The sequence below is a fragment of the Kitasatospora sp. NPDC040550 genome (assembly GCF_055594965.1).
This window is the reverse complement of sequence record NZ_JBVIWC010000010.1, coordinates 35,048-50,988: the sequence shown is the minus strand read 5'-3', so window position 1 is coordinate 50,988 and position 15,941 is coordinate 35,048. Positions and strand designations below refer to the sequence as shown.

Genomic DNA, 15,941 nt, shown 5'->3' with positions numbered 1-15,941 from the left:
ACCGCCTCGCCCGACGGCGTAGCGCCGGTTGAAACGCATTGCGCGGCAAGGACGTTCACGCAGGAGCCGAATCGGCCATTCTTCACGATCCGTCCGCCGTACCCCTCCGTAGGCGGACCAGCGGCGGCTAGGTTGACCGTGACAACGAGAGGCGGCCGCCGGGCAGCCGGCGGCGCCCTGGCGAGAGGTGCCCGACATGCAGGTGAGCGTCGACCGGGATCGCTGCTGCAGCTCCGGGATGTGCGTGATGAACGCCCCCGCGGTCTTCGACCAGGACGAGCGCGACAGCCTGGTGAGGCTCCGTCAGATTGTCCTGCTGCCGGAGCAGTTCGACGACGTCAGACTCGCCGCCGACCTGTGCCCGGGCCGGGCGATCACCGTCACCGAGGAGGAGCCCGCCCAGGCCGGGGCCTGACGGTCCCCCGCCGCCGGCCCCGCAGGCCGCCCGCACACGTCCCGGACTCCCGACACCCCACCAGGACACCCGCGACACGAGGAGACCCCCGCCTTGACCGCCATACCCGCCGCCCCCGCCGTCCCGCTGCTGCCGGCCCCGCACTCCGGCGGCTGCCCGTTCGGCCCGCCGCCCGCGTACACCGAAGCCGCCGCCACCGCGCCGATGACCAGGGCCGAACTGCCCGACGGCGACTCCTGCTGGCTGGCCACCGGCTACACCGAGGTCCGCACCGTGCTGTCCGACCGGCGGTTCAGCGCCGACGTGCGCCACCCGGCGTTCCCGCTGCTGGTCGCCGGCGCCCGCGAGGAGCTGATCACCGACAACCCGACCTTCCTGCGCCTCGACGACCCCGAGCACGCCCGCCAGCGCCGCATGGTCACCGGGGACTTCCTGGTCAAGCGGGTGGAGGCGCTGCGTCCGGAGATCCAGCGGATCGTGGACGAGGCACTGGACCGGATGACCGCGGGCCGGACCGCGGCCGACCTGGTCACCGACTTCGCGCTGCCGGTGCCCTCGCTGGTGATCTGCTCGCTGCTCGGCGTGCCGTACGAGGACCGCGACCGCTTCCAGGGCCTGAGCCGCACGCTGCTCAGCCGGGACAGCACCGTGGAGGAGCTCCGGGTGGCCCAGGACGAGGTCCAGGACTACCTGCGCGACCTGACGGCCCGCAAGCGCGCACAGCCGGAGGACGACGTCCTGAGCCGGCTCGCGGCGCGGGACGACCTGAGCCCGGACGACGTGGCCAGCACGGGCGTGCTGCTGCTGATCGCCGGGCACGAGACGACCGCGAACATGATCTCGCTGTCCACCGCGCTGCTGCTGGAGCAGCCGGAGCAGATCGCCAGGCTCGCCGACCCGGCCGCGCTGCCCGGCGCGGTGGAGGAGCTGCTGCGGCTGCTGACCATCGTGCACACCGGCCTGCCCCGGGTCGCGCTGGAGGACGTGGAGCTGGGCGGGGTCACCATCCGGGCCGGGGAGGGCGTGATCGCGATGCTGTCCACGGCCAACCGGGACGAGGCGGTGTTCGGCGGCGGCGACCACCGCTCGCCGGACGAGCTGGACCTCGACCGGGACGCCCGGCGGCACCTGGCGTTCGGCTTCGGCGTGCACCAGTGCCTGGGGCAGCCGCTGGCCCGCGCCGAGCTGCAGATCGCCCTGGAGACGCTGTTCCGGCGGCTGCCGGGGCTGCGACCGACCGGTGAGCGGCACTTCCGCACCGAGTCGTTCATCTACGGGATGCGGTCACTGCCCGTGACCTGGTGAGGCGACTGGCCTGGCGATCCCGCTGGCCTGGCGATCCGGCGCCCCGGTGGGCCGGGCGGTTCGCCGGGCGGGCGGGCTCGCCAGGCCGGGCGGTTCGCCGGGGCGCCGGCCACCGGGTGCGCGGGTCACCCGGCTGGCCCCGGCGCCGGGGCGGAGGCAGGCTGGAGGGGCGAGAGACAGACCCGGCCCAGCCGCGCCTGCGTCCGGGCGCGCCGGAGCCGGCCGAGGAGACGGAGCCCGCGATGACCGACATGAGCGAACGCTCCGCAGTGAGCACCGACCGCGAGGAGGACGTCCGCGCCGCCGATCCGGAGGAGGGGGTCACCTCGATGCAGAACCTGCACGCGCAGGACACCTCCCAGGCGGAGGGCGACCCCATCCTGGACGAACCCGGCGCGAGGGGCCCGGACCGGGCCTGACCGTCCGCCACACCGATCCGACCGCCCGGCGGGACCGGGCGGTCCTTGTGACCGCAGGTGTCGTTGCCCGGTCGGCGGCGCACCGGCGGGGGAGGATAGGCGCATGACCGAACACGATCAAACCGACCGGCAGACCCGGCCGCCCACGGACCCGCGCACCTCGTGGGCGACCTGGACCACCCAGTCGATCATCAGCGGCCCCGGCGGGGTCACCACCACCGAGGTCGGCCCCATCTCCGGCGACCTCACCGTGCACACCACGTGGGTGGACGGCGAGGCACGGCTGACCGTCCAGTACACCGGCGCGCTGGACTGGTACACGGTGTCCGGCAGCCCGGTGGCCGCGACGGACGAGAGCACCGCGCGAGCCATCCACCAGGCGATGGTGAACGGCGTCAAGACCGGGCACGGAGCGGTCGCCCCGCCCCCGGCCCTCGGCGGCTGACCGCACCCCGGTACGGAACGCAACAGAACGAAGCGGAACGGAACGGGACGGCCTCCGGCGCGGCACGGCGCGGCCCCCGTGGCCGGCCGACCGGGCACGGGGGCCGCGCGGCTGCCGCTACTCGCTGATCTCCACCCCGCGCCAGAAGGCCACCCGGCCCCGGACGTGCTCCGCCTCCGGCTTCGGGTCGGCGTAGTACCAGGCGGCGTCCGGGTTGGCCTGCCCGGCCACCTCCACCGTGTAGTAGTTGGCCGTCCCCTTCCAGCTGCACACCGTGGTGGTGTCGGAGGGCCGCAGGAACTCGGCCCGGACCGCCTCCAACGGGAAGTAGTGGTTGCCCTCGACGAGGACGGTGTCCTCGCTCTCGGCGACGACGGTGCCCTGCCAACTCGCTGTGGTCATGGGCCGATTGTGCCGCACGAGCGCGACCGTGACCCGCGCTTCGGGAGGATTGTGCGGCCCGGGGCGGTTCGGGGCGGCCGAGACGGCGTGGACGGCTCAGGGCGGCGTGGGCGACTCAGCGCGGTGCAGGCGATTCAAGGCGGTGCAGGCGGCTCAGGGCAGCGGGTGGGCATGCACCGGCAGGTGCGGGGTCTGGTGGCCGCCGCTGGCGAGCATCCTGACCTCCCCGGCATCGCTGATCTCGGCCCGGACGATCCCGCTGGCGTCCTCGTAGACGGGGTGCCCGCCCGGGCCCTTGGCGCTGGTCCGGGCGACCACGACCACGTCCTGCGGGGCCTGGGTACCGGGCGTGCCGGGGAAGGTGAGGGCGTAACGGTCGACGGGTTTCATCAGCGGATCCTGTTCCTCACGTCTCAGACGCTCGCCCCGGCGGCACGGGCGTGCGAGCCCCGCACCTCCAGCTCGTCGAGCAGCCGGGCGGTGGCCTCGGCGACCGCGTCCACGGCCCGGTCGAACGCCTCCCGGTTGTGGGCCGCCGGCGCACGGAAACCGGACACCTTGCGGACGTACTGCAGCGCGGCGGCGTGGAAGTCCTCCTCGTCGGCATCGGGCGTGACGGGCGGGCGCAGCGTCTTGATGTTGCGGCACATGAACCCAGTCTTGCGCGCGGGGGCCGCCGAGGCGAGCCACCTGCGCCGCACGCCCCCGATTCGTCACACGGGCCTCACGGGGACGTCATCCGGGCGGATTAGGATTTCCGACGAACGAATTCCCTCGCCCACGCACCTCGCCTCGCCACGCCACGCCACGCCACGCCACCCGGCCGGGCGCGGGCATCACCCCGGAGTCACCCCTTGCCTCTCGCGCTGTTCGCGCTGGCCGTCACCGCTTTCGCCATCGGGACCACCGAATTCGCCGCCATGGGGCTGCTCCCCCAGGTCGCCGACAGTCTGCACGTCTCCATCCCGCAGGCGGGCTGGCTGATCTCCGCGTACGCGCTGGGGGTGGTGATCGGCGCGCCGCTGCTCACCGCCCTGGCCGCCGGGAAGCCCCGCAAGGCGGTGCTGGTGGCGCTGGCCGGGCTGTTCGCGACCGGCAACCTGCTGTGCGCGCTGGCCCCCGACTTCTGGACGCTGGCCGCCGCGCGGCTGGTCACCGGACTGCCGCACGGCGCCTTCTTCGGCGCCGGGGCGGTGGCCGCCGCCGAGCTGGTGGCACCGGACCGGCGGGCCCGGGCGGTCGCGGTGATGTTCTCCGGGCTGACCGTCGCCAACATCGTCGGCGTCCCGGCCGCGACCCTGCTCGGCCAGCACCTGGGCTGGCGGGCGACCATGCTGGTGGTGGTGCTGATCGCCGCCGCCGGGACGCTCGCCATCGCCCGGCTGGTGCCGGCCCTGCCCTCCCCCGGCCAGTCCGGGCTCCGGCACGAGCTGCGGGCCTTCCGCAGCGGCCAGCTCTGGCTGGCGCTGGCCACCGTGATGGTCGGCTGCGGCGGGATGTTCGCCTGCTACAGCTACATCGCGCCGCTGCTCACCGAGGTCTCCGGGTACGCGACCGGCTCGGTGACCGGGGTGCTGGCGCTGTTCGGGGTGGGGATGACCCTCGGCAACGTGATCGGCGGGTTCGCCGCCGACCGGGCACTGCGGCCGACCGTCTGCGTCTCGTTCCTGCTGCTCTCGGCGACGCTCGCACTCTTCGCGGTGACCGCCCACGCCCGCTGGTCGGCGGCCGTCACGGTGGTGCTGATCGGGCTGTTCGGCTTCGCGATCGTCCCGGCGGTGCAGACCCTGGTGCTGCAGAAGGCGCGCAGCGCTCCCACCCTGGCCTCGGCGACGGTGCAGGGCGCGTTCAACCTGGCCAACGCCCAGGGGGCCTACTTCGGCGGGCTGGCCCTGGCCGCCGGACTCGGCTGGACCTCGCCGACCCTGGTGGGGGCCGGACTGGCCGCGGCCGGCGCCGTGGTCGCGGTGCTGGCCTGGGCGGCCGACCGGCGCCCGCCCGCCCCGGTGCCGTTGGAACCGGCCGCGGAGCGGACGGGCGCGGGCCCATCGGCTGCGGAGCGGACGGGCACGGGCCTGTCGACCCCGGAGCCGACGGGCGTGCCGCTGGCACCAGCCCCGTAGGAGTCAGCCGCGGCGCAGCGCGGTGAGCTCCGTCGGGGCGGCGCCGCGCCACCAGGTGGGGTCGGCGGAGCCGTCGGTGGTGCGCCCGTCGCGGTGGACGTAGTGCCGGACGTCGCGGCCCGGGTCGGCGAACTCGCCGGCCAGGGCGCGCTCCAGCCACTCCGCGCCGAAGCGGAAGGCCTCGGCGGCCACCCCGCCGAGCGGGTGGAACTCGTCCTCGTAGACCCGCAGCTCCTTCGGGGCCCGGACCCGCTCGAAGCTCGCCAGGGCCTGGGCGAGGTCGGTGAGCTCGTCGAACTCGCCGATCCCGTAGAGCACCGGACAGGTGATCTCGGCCACCAGGTCGCCGAGCGGCATGCGGTGGGCGAGGTCGCGGTCGAAGGCCTCCTCGTCGGTGTACCCGGCCATGTACATGTAGTTGTTCTTGAAGGTCGGCTGGGCCCGCTCGAAGATCGTCGCGAAGTCCCCGGTGACGGCCTCGAAGGCGGCGAGCGCGGCGATCCGGCGGTCGGTGGCGGCGGCCCGGGAGCCCCAGTAGCCGCTCATCGAGATGCCGAACATGCCGATCCGGTCGGCGTCGACCTCCGGGAGCCCGGCCAGGTGGTCGAGGTAGCGGCCGATCGCCCGCTCGTAGTTGCCGAGGTCGACGGTCAGCCCGCCGGCCCGGGTCCGGCCCTGGCCCGGGCCCTCGATGGAGAGCGCGACGATGCCGCGAGAGGTGTAGTAGCGCTCGGCCGCCCAGATGTAGTCCTCCTTGATCATGTCCATCCCGGGGCCGAGGATGACGGCGGGCGCGTTCTCGACCCGCCCGGCGGGCAGGTGCAGCAGGGCGTGGATCGTCGAGCCCTCGAAGTCCAGCACCACCCGGCGGACCCGGCCGTCGCGCAGGGCGCCCACGCGGTCCACGCAGTGGTCGGTGTGGGCGCGCAGCACCGCCTTGCGCGGGTCGGTGGCGTCGAAGATCGAGTACTGGGCCCGGCCCCACATGACGGCGGCCCGCAGGTAGAGGTCGGCGGCGGTCTGCGCGAAGCCCGCGCGCTCGTGGTGGGCCGCGCGCTCCTCGGCCTGGCCGGCCACCGTCGCCCACGCCTTGGGCAGCATGGCACCGCTCCTGACCAGGGCGAAGACCTTGGCGAAGTCGGTGTGGTCGTGGCCGAGCTGCTCCATGGTCCCGACGGCCTCGGGGTGCAGCGCGTCGAAGCCGCCCTGGGCGAGGGCGATGTCCAGGGCCCAGTTCTGGCCGGTCGAACGGATGGTCATGACGGTCTCCTCCTGGAGCGAGATAGATAAGTACTTAGTGACTAAGTACTTATTCATTAAGTACTGAGGCTAGGCTGTTGTCAACCCGCCGAGGAGGACCCCGCCATGACGACCGCACCGCCGCCCGCCCCCGAACGCGCCCAGGCGCTCGACCGCCTGGCCCGCGCCGCCTACCGCCTCAGCGCCGCGGACTCCCGGCTGCGCGGGCGCGCCACCCGCACCCCGGGCGCCCTGTCCCTCACCCACGCCCGGGCCCTGCGCACCCTGGCCGAGCGGGGGCCGCTCAGCATCACCCAGCTCGCCGCCGGCACCGAGACCACCGGTCCGGCCACCACCCAGCTGGTGAACGGCCTGGTCAACGCCGGCTACGTCACCCGCACCCGCCCACCCGAGGACAAGCGGTCCGTCCTGGTCGCCCTCACCGAGGACGGCCGGGCCCGGCACGAGCAGCGCCAGGCCGCCCTGGCCGAGGCCCTGCACGCCGACCTCGACGACTACGACGAGGAGGCCCTGGACCGGGCCGCCGAGGTGCTGCGCCGGCTGTCCGCCGTCTACGACCGGCTGTAGCGGCGGACGCCTGGCGCGACGAAGGGCCGGCGCGGCGGCGGACCGGCGCGGCGGCGGACCGGTGGAGCCGCGGACCGGTGCGGCGAGAGGCCTCAGACCTCCCGGTGCGCCTCGGCGAGGAGCAGGTAGCCCTCGCCGTTGGCCTTGATCCCGGCCCGCTCCTCCTCGGTCAGCTCCCGGCGGACCTTGGCCGGGACGCCCGCGACCAGCGAGCCGGGCGGGACGTCCGTCCCCTGGGTCACCACCGCACCCGCCGCGACCAGCGAACCGGTGCCGATCCGGGCGCCGTTGAGGACGGTGGCGTTCATCCCGACCAGGACGTCGTCCTCGACGGTGCAGCCGTGCAGCACGGCGTTGTGGCCGACCGAGACCCGCTCGCCGACCACCAGCGGGAAGCCGGGGTCGGCGTGCAGGGTGCAGTTGTCCTGGATGTTGCTGCCCGCGCCGACGGCGATCGACTCGGCGTCGCCGCGCAGTACCGCCCCGTACCAGACGCTCGCCCCGGCGGCGACGGTGACGTCCCCGACCACGACGGCGTTCGGCGCGAGGAAGGCGCCCGGGTCGACGGTGGGCACCTTGCCCCCGACGGTGGCGATCAGCGGCTCTGCCATGACTGGATCCTCCTGATGGTGATCGGCTGCACTGTCGCCGGTCAGCGTAGGGGGGCGGTCAGGGCGTCGGGAGGGCGAGGTCGGGGGCGGCGGCGGACGCCTGCGGGCCGCACAGGGCGGTGACGATCACCTTGTTCCAGGCGGCGCGGCCGGCGGCCTGGTCGGGCACGTCGTAGATCGTGGTGTCGGCCGCGAACTGGCGCGTGCCGTCCGGGGAGCCGAGCATCATCGTGATGTAGCCGGGGATGCCGCCGGAGTGGCCCCAGAACGTTCCGCAGGGCGTGTCCACGCGCTGCAGGCCGAGACCGTAGGCCTGTCCCCCGCCGTGCGCGGTGGTCTGCTCCATCGCGGCGAGTTCGGCCGGCCGCAGCAGCCGGCCGCCGAGCAGGGCGCGCAGGAAGGCGGTGAGGTCGGCGGTGGTGGAGACCAGGCCGCCGGAGGGGCCGGCCATCGAGGGGTTGAGCAGGGTGACGTCCACCGGGCCGCCGGGGAGCTTGAAGTAGCCGTGGGCGTGCGGGCCGGGGATCAACGGGAAGTCCCCGGGGTACCAGGTGCCGGTGAGGCGCAGCGGGCGGATGATCCGGCGGGCGACCTCGTCGCTCCAGCTGTGGCCGGTGAGCTTCTCGATGATCATCCCGATCAGGACGTAGTCGGCGTTGGAGTACTTCCAGTCCTGCCCCGGGGCGAAACTCGGCGGGTACCTGTTCGCGATGTCCACCAGGTCCTGGAGGCGGTAGGAGCGGTAGCGGCCGCCGTCCAGCCAGTCCTGGCCGTCGAAGCGGAAGGCCGGGTCCTTGGTGTAGTCGGCGACGCCGCCGGTGTGGTCGAGCAGTTGACGGACGGTGATCTCGGTGCTGTTGGGGACGATGCCGGGCAGCAGGCACTCCAGCCGGTCGTCGAGGTCCAGCCGGTGTTCGCCGACCAGTTGGAGCAGGGTGGTGGCGACGAAGGTCTTGGTGGCGCTGCCGATCCGGAAGCTGCCCCTGGGGTCGGCCGGGTCCCTGCCGACGAGGTCGGCGACGCCGGTGGCGTTGCGCCAGGCCAGGCGGCCGTCGGCGCGGACGGCGGCGAGCGCGGAGGTCCCGTAGCCGGGGTCGGTGATCGCGGCGAGGGCGGCGTCGGCGGCCGACCAGTCGCCGGGGCGGCCGGTGGCACCGTCCGCCGCGGCACCGGTGCCGCCGTCACCGGCGATGTCGCCGGTGTTCTCGTCGGTGCCGTCGCCGACCCCGAGGCCGGCGGCGGTGAGGTGGAGGGCGCCGCGGCAGCCGGCCGCCGGGCGCGGTTCGGCGGGCGCGGCGAGGGCGACCGGGGCGAGGGCGGCGAGCAGGCCCGCGGCCGCGGCGGCCGTGACGGCGGCGCGCAGCAGCGGGTGGCGGAGCCGGCGGGCGGGGGCGGTCGGATGGGCGGTCATGCCGTTCTCCCTGGGTCAGCGCGCCGGATCATCAACTCCGACTGTTTCCATCGTTGTTGACACCATGGCAGCGCTGGCTGCGGCGGTCGTCAGCCTCCGGGAGGGCCCGCTACCCCGACCCCGGTCCGGGGCCGTACCCGGAGACGTCTCGGGGTACGGCCCGGGGCCGGGCAGCCGGTGGTGGGTCAGGACACCGGGGCCTTGGTGCGCAGGACCTCGATGAAGGCGCGCAGCCAGGCCGGGTGGTCGGGCCAGGCGCGGGCCGAGACGACCACGCCGTCCACCACCGCCTCGCCCTCCACGAACTCGGCGCCCGCCGCCTTGATGTCCGGGGCGAGCGCGGGGTAGGCGGAGGTGCGGCGGCCGTCGAGCACCCCGGCGGCGGCGGCCATGCCGGCCGCCCAGGTCTGGAGGAACGGCTTCGCCTCCATGTTCAGGATGCTGGTCACCGAGGGGGCGAGGTCGCCGGTCTCGGGTGGACGTAGTAGCGGCTGCCCTTCTGGTGGATCGTGCGGACGCCTTCGGACATGGGCTCTCTTCTCTGTTGCGGGCATGCAAAAGCCCCGACTGTCCAAGTGGACAGCCGGGGCTGACGAAGCCTTACTTACCTTACTTACCCTTACCTATCGCTGGCCGCGCAGCAGCTCCCAGAGGACGGGGCCGGTGACGCCGACAGCGGCGGCGGTCGTAGTCGGCCAGCCGACCTGGCCGTGGAGGGCCCCTGCGGTCAGGACGCCGTGGGCGTAGACCGCCACGTCTCGCCAGGTCACGGGCCTATCGGTCCTGGTCAGGGGCATCTGGTTGCGCTGTGCCATGATGGGGGTGTTCCTTTCGGGTCTCTGATAACCACACGCGAGGAACATGCGGGCCACCCCTGCCAGGGGGTGGCCCGCACTCGCATTGACATCTTAGGGCCCGTCAGATCTCGCCTCCAAATCGCCAGGTCGCAAATTGATCGAACAGGCATCTGTGCAGGTCAGAGGCGATCCAGGCGAAAACGTGGTTTAATTTGACACAAGGCCAGCGGCTGCACCCATCAAGCCCCCATAGTTGACATGCAACGCATTTTCGGGAGTTATATAACTTCCGCTCGGCAAAATTGATATAGTTTATTTTGCATTCCCCGCCTGGAATTCTTGAATAATCATTCCGCCAGCGGGAATCCCGCGACGTCGGCTCATCAGCCGAGCGTGGGCAGGGTGTCCGAGTAGCCGGACACCTCGGCCTCGACGCGGGCGTTCGCGGCCTTCTCGTCGGCCTCGCGCTCGTCCGGCGTCAGCGGGTCCGGCACGGGGGCGTAGACGAAGAGGACGTTCTCGATCGCGGCAGAGGTGCGGTCGATTGCGTCGAAGCGCTCGCTCAGGGTCATTCGGTGACCTCCAGGGCGTCGCGGATTCGGGTGTGGAAGTCGGCGAGAGAGCCGGTGTTCGAAACGGTGCGGTCGGCGTGCTCGGGGCCGAGCTGTTCGCTGGGGTGGTCGCGGCTGGCCCCGCCCCGGTCGATAGACCAGACCGTGAACCCCGCCTTCCGCAGGGCGGTGACCTCGTTGTCGAAACGCACGTTGGTGACCACGACCGGCCGCTGCGAGGTGGCAGCGGCGCGGCGGCACTGGTCGATCCAGAAGTCCAGGTCGACGTGGCGGCAGATGCCCTCGGTGCCGAGCCGCTGCAAGAGCCTGCGGGCCTCTGGGAACCTGTCCTTCGCCGCCTCCCAGCCGTAGCGGTCCACCGCGTCGGCCAGCCGGACCGGGGCCGGGGCGTCCACCCCCAGCAGCTCAGTGTCCACCATCGGGTCGATGCCGCCCGGGTACGGCTACCGACTCCGAGCCGTGGCCGGCATCGAGCTATCCATCTCCGCGCCGCTCCCGCTCCCGGAGGAAGAGGAAGCGCCAGGTGACACCAGGCTCCACCCCGGTTACTCTGAGTGACAGCGCGTGACCCGTCCCGGAAGCGGAACGAGCAGAGCGGAATCCACCAGGGCTGCGGGTCACCGTCGTCAGCTGAACTCCGGGGCTGAGCCGGCGGCTCATCAGAAAATGAAATGCCTGACAGGGTCTCCGCCCACAGGCAATCCTGGTTCTGGCGCCAACGACCATGCAAGATCGCGCAAGTGAAGCGACAGAAGGGGTGGCGATGACGATACGGTTCATTGGTATCGACCCGGAGACCGGACAGGGGAACAGCCCGACCGTCTGGGTGGATGAGGGGAACGGGGACTTGCTGGTCCAGACCTACGTTGCCGACGAAGCGTCGATCAACGGCGTCCTCGCCGCTGGCCACGGCCCGGACCACGAGAACACGATCCCAGCGCACGAGGGAGTGCTTCGGATTCCGGCCCGCATGGTGCCGATTCTCAGAAGGGCGTGTGATGAGGCAGAGCGTTCCCAGCTTCTTCGAGATGCTGGACTCGGCGACGAGCACGGCGGTACACCTGGAACTGCGTGACCAGTACAGCGTCGCCGAGGAAGCCTCTGAACTCGCCAAGTGGCACCGCGGCGAAGCCGTCGACGTTGACCCCGACTCGGAGTACTGGAGCGGGTGGAGCGACCTCGTCCGCCGCACGGTCGCCCGAGGCGTCCAGGTGCGCCGGGCTCGCGTCGTCTCGGTGCCGGTCACGGACTACGTCCGATATGAGCACCACATCACGAGCGTGAACCTCGCCATCGGCGAGCAGGTCCGTTGGCTGCCTCGCAGGGAGGCGTCGGGCATTGCCCTGCCGGGCAACGACTTCTGGCTCGTGGACGGCCGTGCAGTTCGCTTCAACCTGTTCGACGGCCCCGGGGCGGCGCTGGACCCCCAGTACTCCGAGGACGTGGCGGTCGTAGAACTGTGTGCCAACGCCTTCGAAGCGGTCTGGGAGCGCGGAGTGGAGCACGAGAAGTTCGTCGTCTGATCTCGTACGCAGGACCGCCGGATCATGCCCCTGTCTCCCTCGTCCAGTGCGCAAAGCGCCCGAGAGACGATCGCCAAGAGGTTGAAAGCCCTCCAGCAGGATGCTGGCCTGACAGGGCATGATCTGGCCCTGCGGACGGGTTTCAGCGAGTCCAAGGTCTCGCGGATCGCAGGCGCAAAGACACCACCTTCTGCCGATGACATCCAGCGGTGGTGCGCTGCCTGCGGCGCTGAGGGCGAGGCTCCCGACTTGGTAGCCGCCAGCCGCGCTGCCGACGAGATGTACGTCCAGTGGAAGCGGCTGCACCGCACCGGGATGAAGCACGCGCAGGACGCGATCCTGCCCCAGTTCGAGAACAGCCGGCACATCCGGATGTACTGCTCCAACGTCATGCCTGGCATCGCTCAGCGCCGTGAGTACGCCCGCGCGCTGATGGGGACCATCACAGCGTTCCAGGACACACCGAACGATGTTGATGCTGCCGTCGAGAGTCGACTGCAACGGGATCGCTATCTCCACCAGGGGAACTGCACCTTCGCATTCGTCCTGGAGGAGACGGTCCTGTACTACCCCCTGGGCGACGATGAGGCCATGGCCGATCAGCTGCACCACCTGCTGGACATCATGGCCCTGCCGCGCGTCAGCCTCGGAGTGATCCCCTTCCGAGCCCCCCGAACCATGTGGCCGCTCGAAGCCTTCTACATGTTCGATGACCGGCAGGTCGACGCTGAGCTGCTCACCGCCATCGTCAAGATCACGACTCCAGGTGAGGTTGCCGCGTACTCGAAGGCGTTCCGCATTCTCTCGGGCATGGCGGTGCACGGCCGCGAGGCGCGGACCCTGATTGAGCAGGCCATCCACGCCCTCGGGTGAATCCGTGCAAGACGGTGCAAGACAGTGGCACCGTCTGTAGCCGAGTCCCTACGGTCTATCACGCACCCCCCACCGCCACGGCGAAGGAGGACAGACCGATGGCGAGACGTACCCCCACGCGTGAGTACCACGAGGGCGTGACCGGGCCGAGCACATACGAGTTGAGCCGGGCCCCCGCCGGTTGGAGCCCGTTGGACGACTACCGGGCGGCCAACCCTGCCGGCCGAGCCCCCTCGGTGGGCTCCCTGCTCCAGCGGGACGCCGTGCTCTCATCCTGCTCCTGCCGGGACTGCCTGGCCCGCAGAACGGCGGCGTGACCACCGTGCCCAAGGCCGACCGCGGGCGGCTGGAACCGCCGCCGCTGTGCCCGGTCTGCTTCCTCCAGGCGTCGTACGACTCCCGACGCCGCTGCCGGTGGCCATCGCCCAGACGGTCGCCCTGGTCCTGCTGGCACTCGTGGCCACCGCGCTCATCGCTTCCGGCCGCTTCTGACCGTCACGCCGCGCCCCCAGCGCGCCCCGTGAAGTCCCGACCTGCATTGATGACGGGCCGGGCACCACGCACGACTGCCCGTCCACCCCCGGCCGGGCAGAGCCAACCCGATTGGAGAGGCACATGAGCACCGCCAGCACCCCCGACTCCACCGTGGAGCTGGACGAGTTGGGCAAGTTCTTCACCATCGCCGCACGACAGATCGACGCGGGCCGGACCGCCCCGCAGATGTTCTCCGCCGCGATCGACGCGGCGTGGCACTGTCTCGCCGCGGACTCGGCCTCGCACGACGCCTTCGGCCTCCAGCACGCCGGCCGCAAGTTGGCCCACGTCGAGAGCTCGGGCACCGGCTTCATCTCGTGGGTGAGCGCCTACGAGGAGGCGTACGGGCCCCTGCCGGAGATCTGGTTCACCGACGCCGGGGGCACGCTCGACACCGAGGCCCTGGCCCGCTACCGCGAGACCGGCGAGGTCTGGGCCGAGTGGGACTGCTCGCCGGCCCCGGGCGACGGGGACGACCTGACCCCGGCGGCGTCCTACTTGTGATCACCGCACCATTCGACGGAGCGTCCCGGCCGACCACCGGGGCGCTCCGCCTCACCGAGGCCCGCACCGAGAACCCCATCAGCGTCGACGTGGACGGCTACCTCGCCACGCTGGACGAGCACTGCCCGTTCCTGCTCCCCTCCACCCGCCGGGGGATGACCGGCTGGACCGTCTACGAGATCACGCCGGGCAGCCACCGGTACGCGGTGGAGGCCGAGTTGTTCCATGCCGGAGTCCAGGCCGCGGAATGGGTCCGCCCACTGATGAGCCGCCCCTTCGGGGTCCTCGCGTGCGAGAACATCGTGCTGCGCGGGCACTGCGAAGGCGCGTCCAACCGTGAGCTGATGGCGTGGCCGCACTGGGCATTGAAGAACCTGTACGCCCAGGTCGGGGTCATGTTCGGGAAGTTCGCCCAGGGCGCGGTCGAGACCGGCCGGCGCGGGCAGAGCCTCCCGCCGTCGCCGTTCTCGTTCCTCCCGGTGCGTGCGGGCGTCCGGCCGCTGGATCCGAAGTTTCTGGAGGGGACTCCCGACCTCGCCATGGCACTGTCCGTGGCGGCCGACGACGGCCGGGACGTCTTCGAGCACATCCCCTGTGAGTGGAAGGCAGTACGAGAATGGGCAAGTTCACTTCCGCGGCCGCAGCGGCGCTCAAGGCCGCAGAGGCCGTCTGCGGCCCGGTCGAGCTGGAGGAGATCAGCAACCGGCGGGGCTCGGCGGTGTGGAAGGCCGGCGGCCCCAAGGGTGCGGTGAGCATCAAGCTCGGCACCGGCTCCGCCGCCGAGGTCACCGCCAGGGAAGCCTCCGTGCTGGACCAGCTCCCCGGATACACCGTCACCGCCGGCCGCTTCACCGACGGCATCTGGTACGTCACCCCGTGGCTGGCCGGGCCGTCCACCTGGGACGTCTTTCGCGCCGTACGCACGGGCGGCGACGGGAAGGTCGAAGCCCTCGCCGCTGCGGTCGCTTTGTGCCGCGCCGTAGCCGACCTGCACGCCGCCGGGTGGGTGCACGGTGATCTCCAACCCCAGCACGGCATCCACACCGAGCAGGGCGTCCGGCTCCTCGACTTCGCATGGTCCCGGAAGATCGGCACGACGCCGTGGACGACGTTCGACGGCACGATGATCCACCTCACCGCGCCCGAGCTGGCCGCCCGGATCATCAACGGCCCCCAACCCGTCGAGACCACCCAGACCGCCGACGTCTACGCCCTCGCCGGAACCCTGTGGACCTGCCTCACCGGCACCTGGCCACTGGACTACGAGACCGCCGGACTCGGCAAGGCAACGCCGCTGGAGGCCATCCGCAAGGCCATCGCCCACCGCGCCGTACCGCTGTCCATCACCCTGCCCTGGCCGTCCCTCCAGGCGCGCCTACGGCACGTCCTGCTGGCCGTTCCCGACGACCGGCCGACCGCCGCCGAGCTGACGATGCTCGTGGAAGCAGCGGACGCGTGATCGAGCTGCGGGAGCTGGTCCCCGGCGACGCCGACGCCCTGCTGCGCATCTACAGTGCCGAGGCGACGAAGTACCTGGGCAGGGCCCCGATGGACGCCGCCGAAGCCCGGTTCTACACCCGCACCGCCGCAGCCTCCGCAACGTCGACGCCACGCGCGCTCTACACCCTCGGGCTCGACGCCGCCGGTGACCTCCTCGGGGTCGTCAAGCTCCACCTTGACCGACCCGTCGCCGCGATCAGCTACATCCTGCGCCCGGACACCTGGGGCCGCGGCTGTGCCACGGAGGGCGTCCGCAGAGTCCTTGCCCTGGCCTTCGGGCACCTCGGGCTGCCGGAGGTCCGCGCCAAGCACCACCCGGACAACCCCGCCTCCGGACGAGTCCTGGTGAAGGCCGAGTTCGCGCCCACCGGCGAGCACGCCGGGTTCCTCACCTACACCATCCGGCCGCCATCGGCCGCCGGCCCCTCCCCGCACACCCGGAGTATCCCGTGGAACGCGCCGTCCTCGTCCTGCTCGTCTACGCCGTGACCGGCGGCCGTGACGGCGGCGCGCAGCAGCGGGTGGCGAAGCCGGCGGGCGGGGGCGGTCGGATCGGCGGTCATGCCGTTCTCCCTGGGTCAGCGCGCCGGATCATCAACTCCGACTGTTTCCATCGTTGTTGACACCATGGCAGCGCTGGCTGCGGCGGTCGTCAGCCTCCGGGAGGGCCCGCTACCCCG

The 15,941-nt window shown here is 72.0% G+C and carries 24 protein-coding genes and 1 pseudogene; 15 read left to right on the top strand and 10 right to left on the bottom strand.

Annotation, left to right across the window (positions count from 1 at the left end; genetic code table 11):
• Positions 1 to 196 precede the first annotated feature (196 nt).
• The 4 genes from ACZ58X_RS16935 to ACZ58X_RS16920 all read left to right on the top strand — a co-directional run bounded on the left by ACZ58X_RS16935 (position 197) and on the right by ACZ58X_RS16920 (position 2,584).
• The gene (locus ACZ58X_RS16935; protein WP_470334402.1) at positions 197 to 415 is read left to right on the top strand and encodes a ferredoxin; all 219 of its coding nucleotides are present in this window, start codon (positions 197 to 199) and stop codon (positions 413 to 415) included.
• A 93-nt stretch (positions 416 to 508) separates the two neighbouring features.
• Positions 509 to 1,720: a cytochrome P450 gene (locus ACZ58X_RS16930; protein ID WP_470334401.1), complete on the top strand. Its 1,212-nt coding sequence runs from the start codon at positions 509 to 511 to the stop codon at positions 1,718 to 1,720.
• A 242-nt stretch (positions 1,721 to 1,962) separates the two neighbouring features.
• The gene (locus tag ACZ58X_RS16925; protein ID WP_380402469.1) at positions 1,963 to 2,139 is read left to right on the top strand and encodes a hypothetical protein; all 177 of its coding nucleotides are present in this window, start codon (positions 1,963 to 1,965) and stop codon (positions 2,137 to 2,139) included.
• Between the two features lie 103 nt (positions 2,140 to 2,242).
• Positions 2,243 to 2,584, top strand: coding sequence for a hypothetical protein (locus ACZ58X_RS16920; protein ID WP_470334400.1), 342 nt, complete (start codon positions 2,243 to 2,245; stop codon positions 2,582 to 2,584).
• Positions 2,585 to 2,701: 117 nt separating this feature from the next.
• Here the strand turns inward: ACZ58X_RS16920 and ACZ58X_RS16915 are convergent, their stop codons facing one another.
• The 3 genes from ACZ58X_RS16915 to ACZ58X_RS16905 form a co-directional block, all read right to left on the bottom strand.
• Positions 2,702 to 2,986 (bottom strand): DUF427 domain-containing protein, encoded by a 285-nt coding sequence (locus ACZ58X_RS16915; RefSeq protein WP_470334399.1) that lies wholly within the window; start codon positions 2,984 to 2,986, stop codon positions 2,702 to 2,704.
• A gap of 153 nt (positions 2,987 to 3,139) precedes the next feature.
• Positions 3,140 to 3,376: a DUF6296 family protein gene (locus tag ACZ58X_RS16910; protein WP_470334398.1), complete on the bottom strand. Its 237-nt coding sequence runs from the start codon at positions 3,374 to 3,376 to the stop codon at positions 3,140 to 3,142.
• A 23-nt stretch (positions 3,377 to 3,399) separates the two neighbouring features.
• Positions 3,400 to 3,636, bottom strand: coding sequence for a DUF2277 domain-containing protein (locus ACZ58X_RS16905; RefSeq protein WP_360230766.1), 237 nt, complete (start codon positions 3,634 to 3,636; stop codon positions 3,400 to 3,402).
• A 204-nt stretch (positions 3,637 to 3,840) separates the two neighbouring features.
• Here ACZ58X_RS16905 and ACZ58X_RS16900 point away from each other — a divergent pair, with 204 nt between their 5' ends.
• Complete coding sequence (locus ACZ58X_RS16900; protein WP_470334397.1) at positions 3,841 to 5,109, top strand: MFS transporter; 1,269 nt, start codon at positions 3,841 to 3,843, stop codon at positions 5,107 to 5,109.
• 3 nt (positions 5,110 to 5,112) lie between these two features.
• On the opposite strand, the gene ACZ58X_RS16895 is transcribed toward ACZ58X_RS16900, so the two are convergent.
• The gene (locus ACZ58X_RS16895; RefSeq protein WP_470334396.1) at positions 5,113 to 6,426 is read right to left on the bottom strand and encodes an alpha/beta hydrolase; all 1,314 of its coding nucleotides are present in this window, start codon (positions 6,424 to 6,426) and stop codon (positions 5,113 to 5,115) included.
• A gap of 48 nt (positions 6,427 to 6,474) precedes the next feature.
• Here ACZ58X_RS16895 and ACZ58X_RS16890 point away from each other — a divergent pair, with 48 nt between their 5' ends.
• Positions 6,475 to 6,936, top strand: a complete 462-nt coding sequence (locus ACZ58X_RS16890) for a MarR family transcriptional regulator (RefSeq protein WP_380525108.1) — start codon at positions 6,475 to 6,477, stop codon at positions 6,934 to 6,936.
• A 92-nt stretch (positions 6,937 to 7,028) separates the two neighbouring features.
• Here the strand turns inward: ACZ58X_RS16890 and ACZ58X_RS16885 are convergent, their stop codons facing one another.
• From ACZ58X_RS16885 to ACZ58X_RS16860, 6 genes and pseudogenes are all read right to left on the bottom strand, one after another.
• On the bottom strand, positions 7,029 to 7,547 hold the full coding sequence (locus tag ACZ58X_RS16885) for a gamma carbonic anhydrase family protein (RefSeq protein WP_470334395.1): 519 nt from the start codon (positions 7,545 to 7,547) through the stop codon (positions 7,029 to 7,031).
• A gap of 58 nt (positions 7,548 to 7,605) precedes the next feature.
• Positions 7,606 to 8,958, bottom strand: coding sequence for a serine hydrolase domain-containing protein (locus ACZ58X_RS16880; RefSeq protein ID WP_470334394.1), 1,353 nt, complete (start codon positions 8,956 to 8,958; stop codon positions 7,606 to 7,608).
• A 185-nt stretch (positions 8,959 to 9,143) separates the two neighbouring features.
• Positions 9,144 to 9,350: pseudogene (locus tag ACZ58X_RS16875) on the bottom strand (DJ-1/PfpI family protein); the annotation flags it as partial.
• 231 nt (positions 9,351 to 9,581) lie between these two features.
• Positions 9,582 to 9,728 carry a hypothetical protein gene (locus tag ACZ58X_RS16870; protein WP_470334393.1) on the bottom strand — a complete coding sequence of 49 codons (147 nt, stop codon included), beginning with the start codon at positions 9,726 to 9,728 and terminating at the stop codon, positions 9,582 to 9,584.
• Positions 9,729 to 10,138: 410 nt separating this feature from the next.
• Positions 10,139 to 10,327, bottom strand: coding sequence for a hypothetical protein (locus tag ACZ58X_RS16865; protein WP_470334392.1), 189 nt, complete (start codon positions 10,325 to 10,327; stop codon positions 10,139 to 10,141).
• Positions 10,324 to 10,746, bottom strand: coding sequence for a deoxynucleotide monophosphate kinase family protein (locus tag ACZ58X_RS16860; protein ID WP_470334391.1), 423 nt, complete (start codon positions 10,744 to 10,746; stop codon positions 10,324 to 10,326). Before ACZ58X_RS16860 ends, ACZ58X_RS16865 begins: the two co-directional genes overlap by 4 nt.
• Before the next feature lie 344 nt (positions 10,747 to 11,090).
• Between ACZ58X_RS16860 and ACZ58X_RS16855 the strand changes: the two genes are divergently transcribed.
• The 9 genes from ACZ58X_RS16855 to ACZ58X_RS16815 all read left to right on the top strand — a co-directional run bounded on the left by ACZ58X_RS16855 (position 11,091) and on the right by ACZ58X_RS16815 (position 15,750).
• Positions 11,091 to 11,402: a hypothetical protein gene (locus ACZ58X_RS16855; protein WP_470334390.1), complete on the top strand. Its 312-nt coding sequence runs from the start codon at positions 11,091 to 11,093 to the stop codon at positions 11,400 to 11,402.
• Complete coding sequence (locus tag ACZ58X_RS16850) at positions 11,326 to 11,850, top strand: DUF6879 family protein (RefSeq protein WP_470334389.1); 525 nt, start codon at positions 11,326 to 11,328, stop codon at positions 11,848 to 11,850. Before ACZ58X_RS16855 ends, ACZ58X_RS16850 begins: the two co-directional genes overlap by 77 nt.
• Positions 11,851 to 11,874: 24 nt before the next feature.
• Positions 11,875 to 12,723 carry a helix-turn-helix domain-containing protein gene (locus ACZ58X_RS16845; protein WP_470334388.1) on the top strand — a complete coding sequence of 283 codons (849 nt, stop codon included), beginning with the start codon at positions 11,875 to 11,877 and terminating at the stop codon, positions 12,721 to 12,723.
• A 98-nt stretch (positions 12,724 to 12,821) separates the two neighbouring features.
• Positions 12,822 to 13,040, top strand: coding sequence for a hypothetical protein (locus ACZ58X_RS16840; protein WP_470334387.1), 219 nt, complete (start codon positions 12,822 to 12,824; stop codon positions 13,038 to 13,040).
• A gap of 46 nt (positions 13,041 to 13,086) precedes the next feature.
• On the top strand, positions 13,087 to 13,215 hold the full coding sequence (locus ACZ58X_RS16835) for a hypothetical protein (RefSeq protein ID WP_470334386.1): 129 nt from the start codon (positions 13,087 to 13,089) through the stop codon (positions 13,213 to 13,215).
• 123 nt (positions 13,216 to 13,338) lie between these two features.
• Positions 13,339 to 13,761, top strand: coding sequence for a hypothetical protein (locus ACZ58X_RS16830; RefSeq protein WP_470334385.1), 423 nt, complete (start codon positions 13,339 to 13,341; stop codon positions 13,759 to 13,761).
• A complete protein-coding gene (locus ACZ58X_RS16825; RefSeq protein ID WP_470334384.1) occupies positions 13,758 to 14,513 on the top strand; it encodes a hypothetical protein in 756 nt (251 codons plus the stop codon). Before ACZ58X_RS16830 ends, ACZ58X_RS16825 begins: the two co-directional genes overlap by 4 nt.
• On the top strand, positions 14,480 to 15,220 hold the full coding sequence (locus ACZ58X_RS16820; protein ID WP_470334554.1) for a protein kinase domain-containing protein: 741 nt from the start codon (positions 14,480 to 14,482) through the stop codon (positions 15,218 to 15,220). Before ACZ58X_RS16825 ends, ACZ58X_RS16820 begins: the two co-directional genes overlap by 34 nt.
• A complete protein-coding gene (locus tag ACZ58X_RS16815) occupies positions 15,217 to 15,750 on the top strand; it encodes a GNAT family N-acetyltransferase (RefSeq protein ID WP_470334383.1) in 534 nt (177 codons plus the stop codon). The genes ACZ58X_RS16820 and ACZ58X_RS16815 overlap by 4 nt, the downstream gene beginning before the upstream one ends.
• Positions 15,751 to 15,941: the final 191 nt, after the last annotated feature.

Excerpts from the sequence above, each read along its gene's own strand:
- ACZ58X_RS16880 (WP_470334394.1), bottom strand. The coding sequence starts at position 8,958 with ATGACCGCCCATCCGACCGCCCCCGCCCGCCGGCTCCGCCACCCGCTG.
- ACZ58X_RS16845 (WP_470334388.1), top strand. The coding sequence starts at position 11,875 with ATGCCCCTGTCTCCCTCGTCCAGTGCGCAAAGCGCCCGAGAGACGATC.
- ACZ58X_RS16920 (WP_470334400.1), top strand. The coding sequence starts at position 2,243 with ATGACCGAACACGATCAAACCGACCGGCAGACCCGGCCGCCCACGGAC.
- ACZ58X_RS16905 (WP_360230766.1), bottom strand. The coding sequence starts at position 3,636 with ATGTGCCGCAACATCAAGACGCTGCGCCCGCCCGTCACGCCCGATGCC.
- ACZ58X_RS16910 (WP_470334398.1), bottom strand. The coding sequence starts at position 3,376 with ATGAAACCCGTCGACCGTTACGCCCTCACCTTCCCCGGCACGCCCGGT.
- ACZ58X_RS16885 (WP_470334395.1), bottom strand. The coding sequence starts at position 7,547 with ATGGCAGAGCCGCTGATCGCCACCGTCGGGGGCAAGGTGCCCACCGTC.
- ACZ58X_RS16915 (WP_470334399.1), bottom strand. The coding sequence starts at position 2,986 with ATGACCACAGCGAGTTGGCAGGGCACCGTCGTCGCCGAGAGCGAGGAC.
- ACZ58X_RS16925 (WP_380402469.1), top strand. The coding sequence starts at position 1,963 with ATGACCGACATGAGCGAACGCTCCGCAGTGAGCACCGACCGCGAGGAG.
- ACZ58X_RS16935 (WP_470334402.1), top strand. The coding sequence starts at position 197 with ATGCAGGTGAGCGTCGACCGGGATCGCTGCTGCAGCTCCGGGATGTGC.
- ACZ58X_RS16855 (WP_470334390.1), top strand. The coding sequence starts at position 11,091 with ATGACGATACGGTTCATTGGTATCGACCCGGAGACCGGACAGGGGAAC.
- ACZ58X_RS16840 (WP_470334387.1), top strand. The coding sequence starts at position 12,822 with ATGGCGAGACGTACCCCCACGCGTGAGTACCACGAGGGCGTGACCGGG.
- ACZ58X_RS16860 (WP_470334391.1), bottom strand. The coding sequence starts at position 10,746 with ATGGTGGACACTGAGCTGCTGGGGGTGGACGCCCCGGCCCCGGTCCGG.
- ACZ58X_RS16865 (WP_470334392.1), bottom strand. The coding sequence starts at position 10,327 with ATGACCCTGAGCGAGCGCTTCGACGCAATCGACCGCACCTCTGCCGCG.
- ACZ58X_RS16890 (WP_380525108.1), top strand. The coding sequence starts at position 6,475 with ATGACGACCGCACCGCCGCCCGCCCCCGAACGCGCCCAGGCGCTCGAC.
- ACZ58X_RS16830 (WP_470334385.1), top strand. The coding sequence starts at position 13,339 with ATGAGCACCGCCAGCACCCCCGACTCCACCGTGGAGCTGGACGAGTTG.
- ACZ58X_RS16895 (WP_470334396.1), bottom strand. The coding sequence starts at position 6,426 with ATGAATAAGTACTTAGTCACTAAGTACTTATCTATCTCGCTCCAGGAG.
- ACZ58X_RS16850 (WP_470334389.1), top strand. The coding sequence starts at position 11,326 with ATGAGGCAGAGCGTTCCCAGCTTCTTCGAGATGCTGGACTCGGCGACG.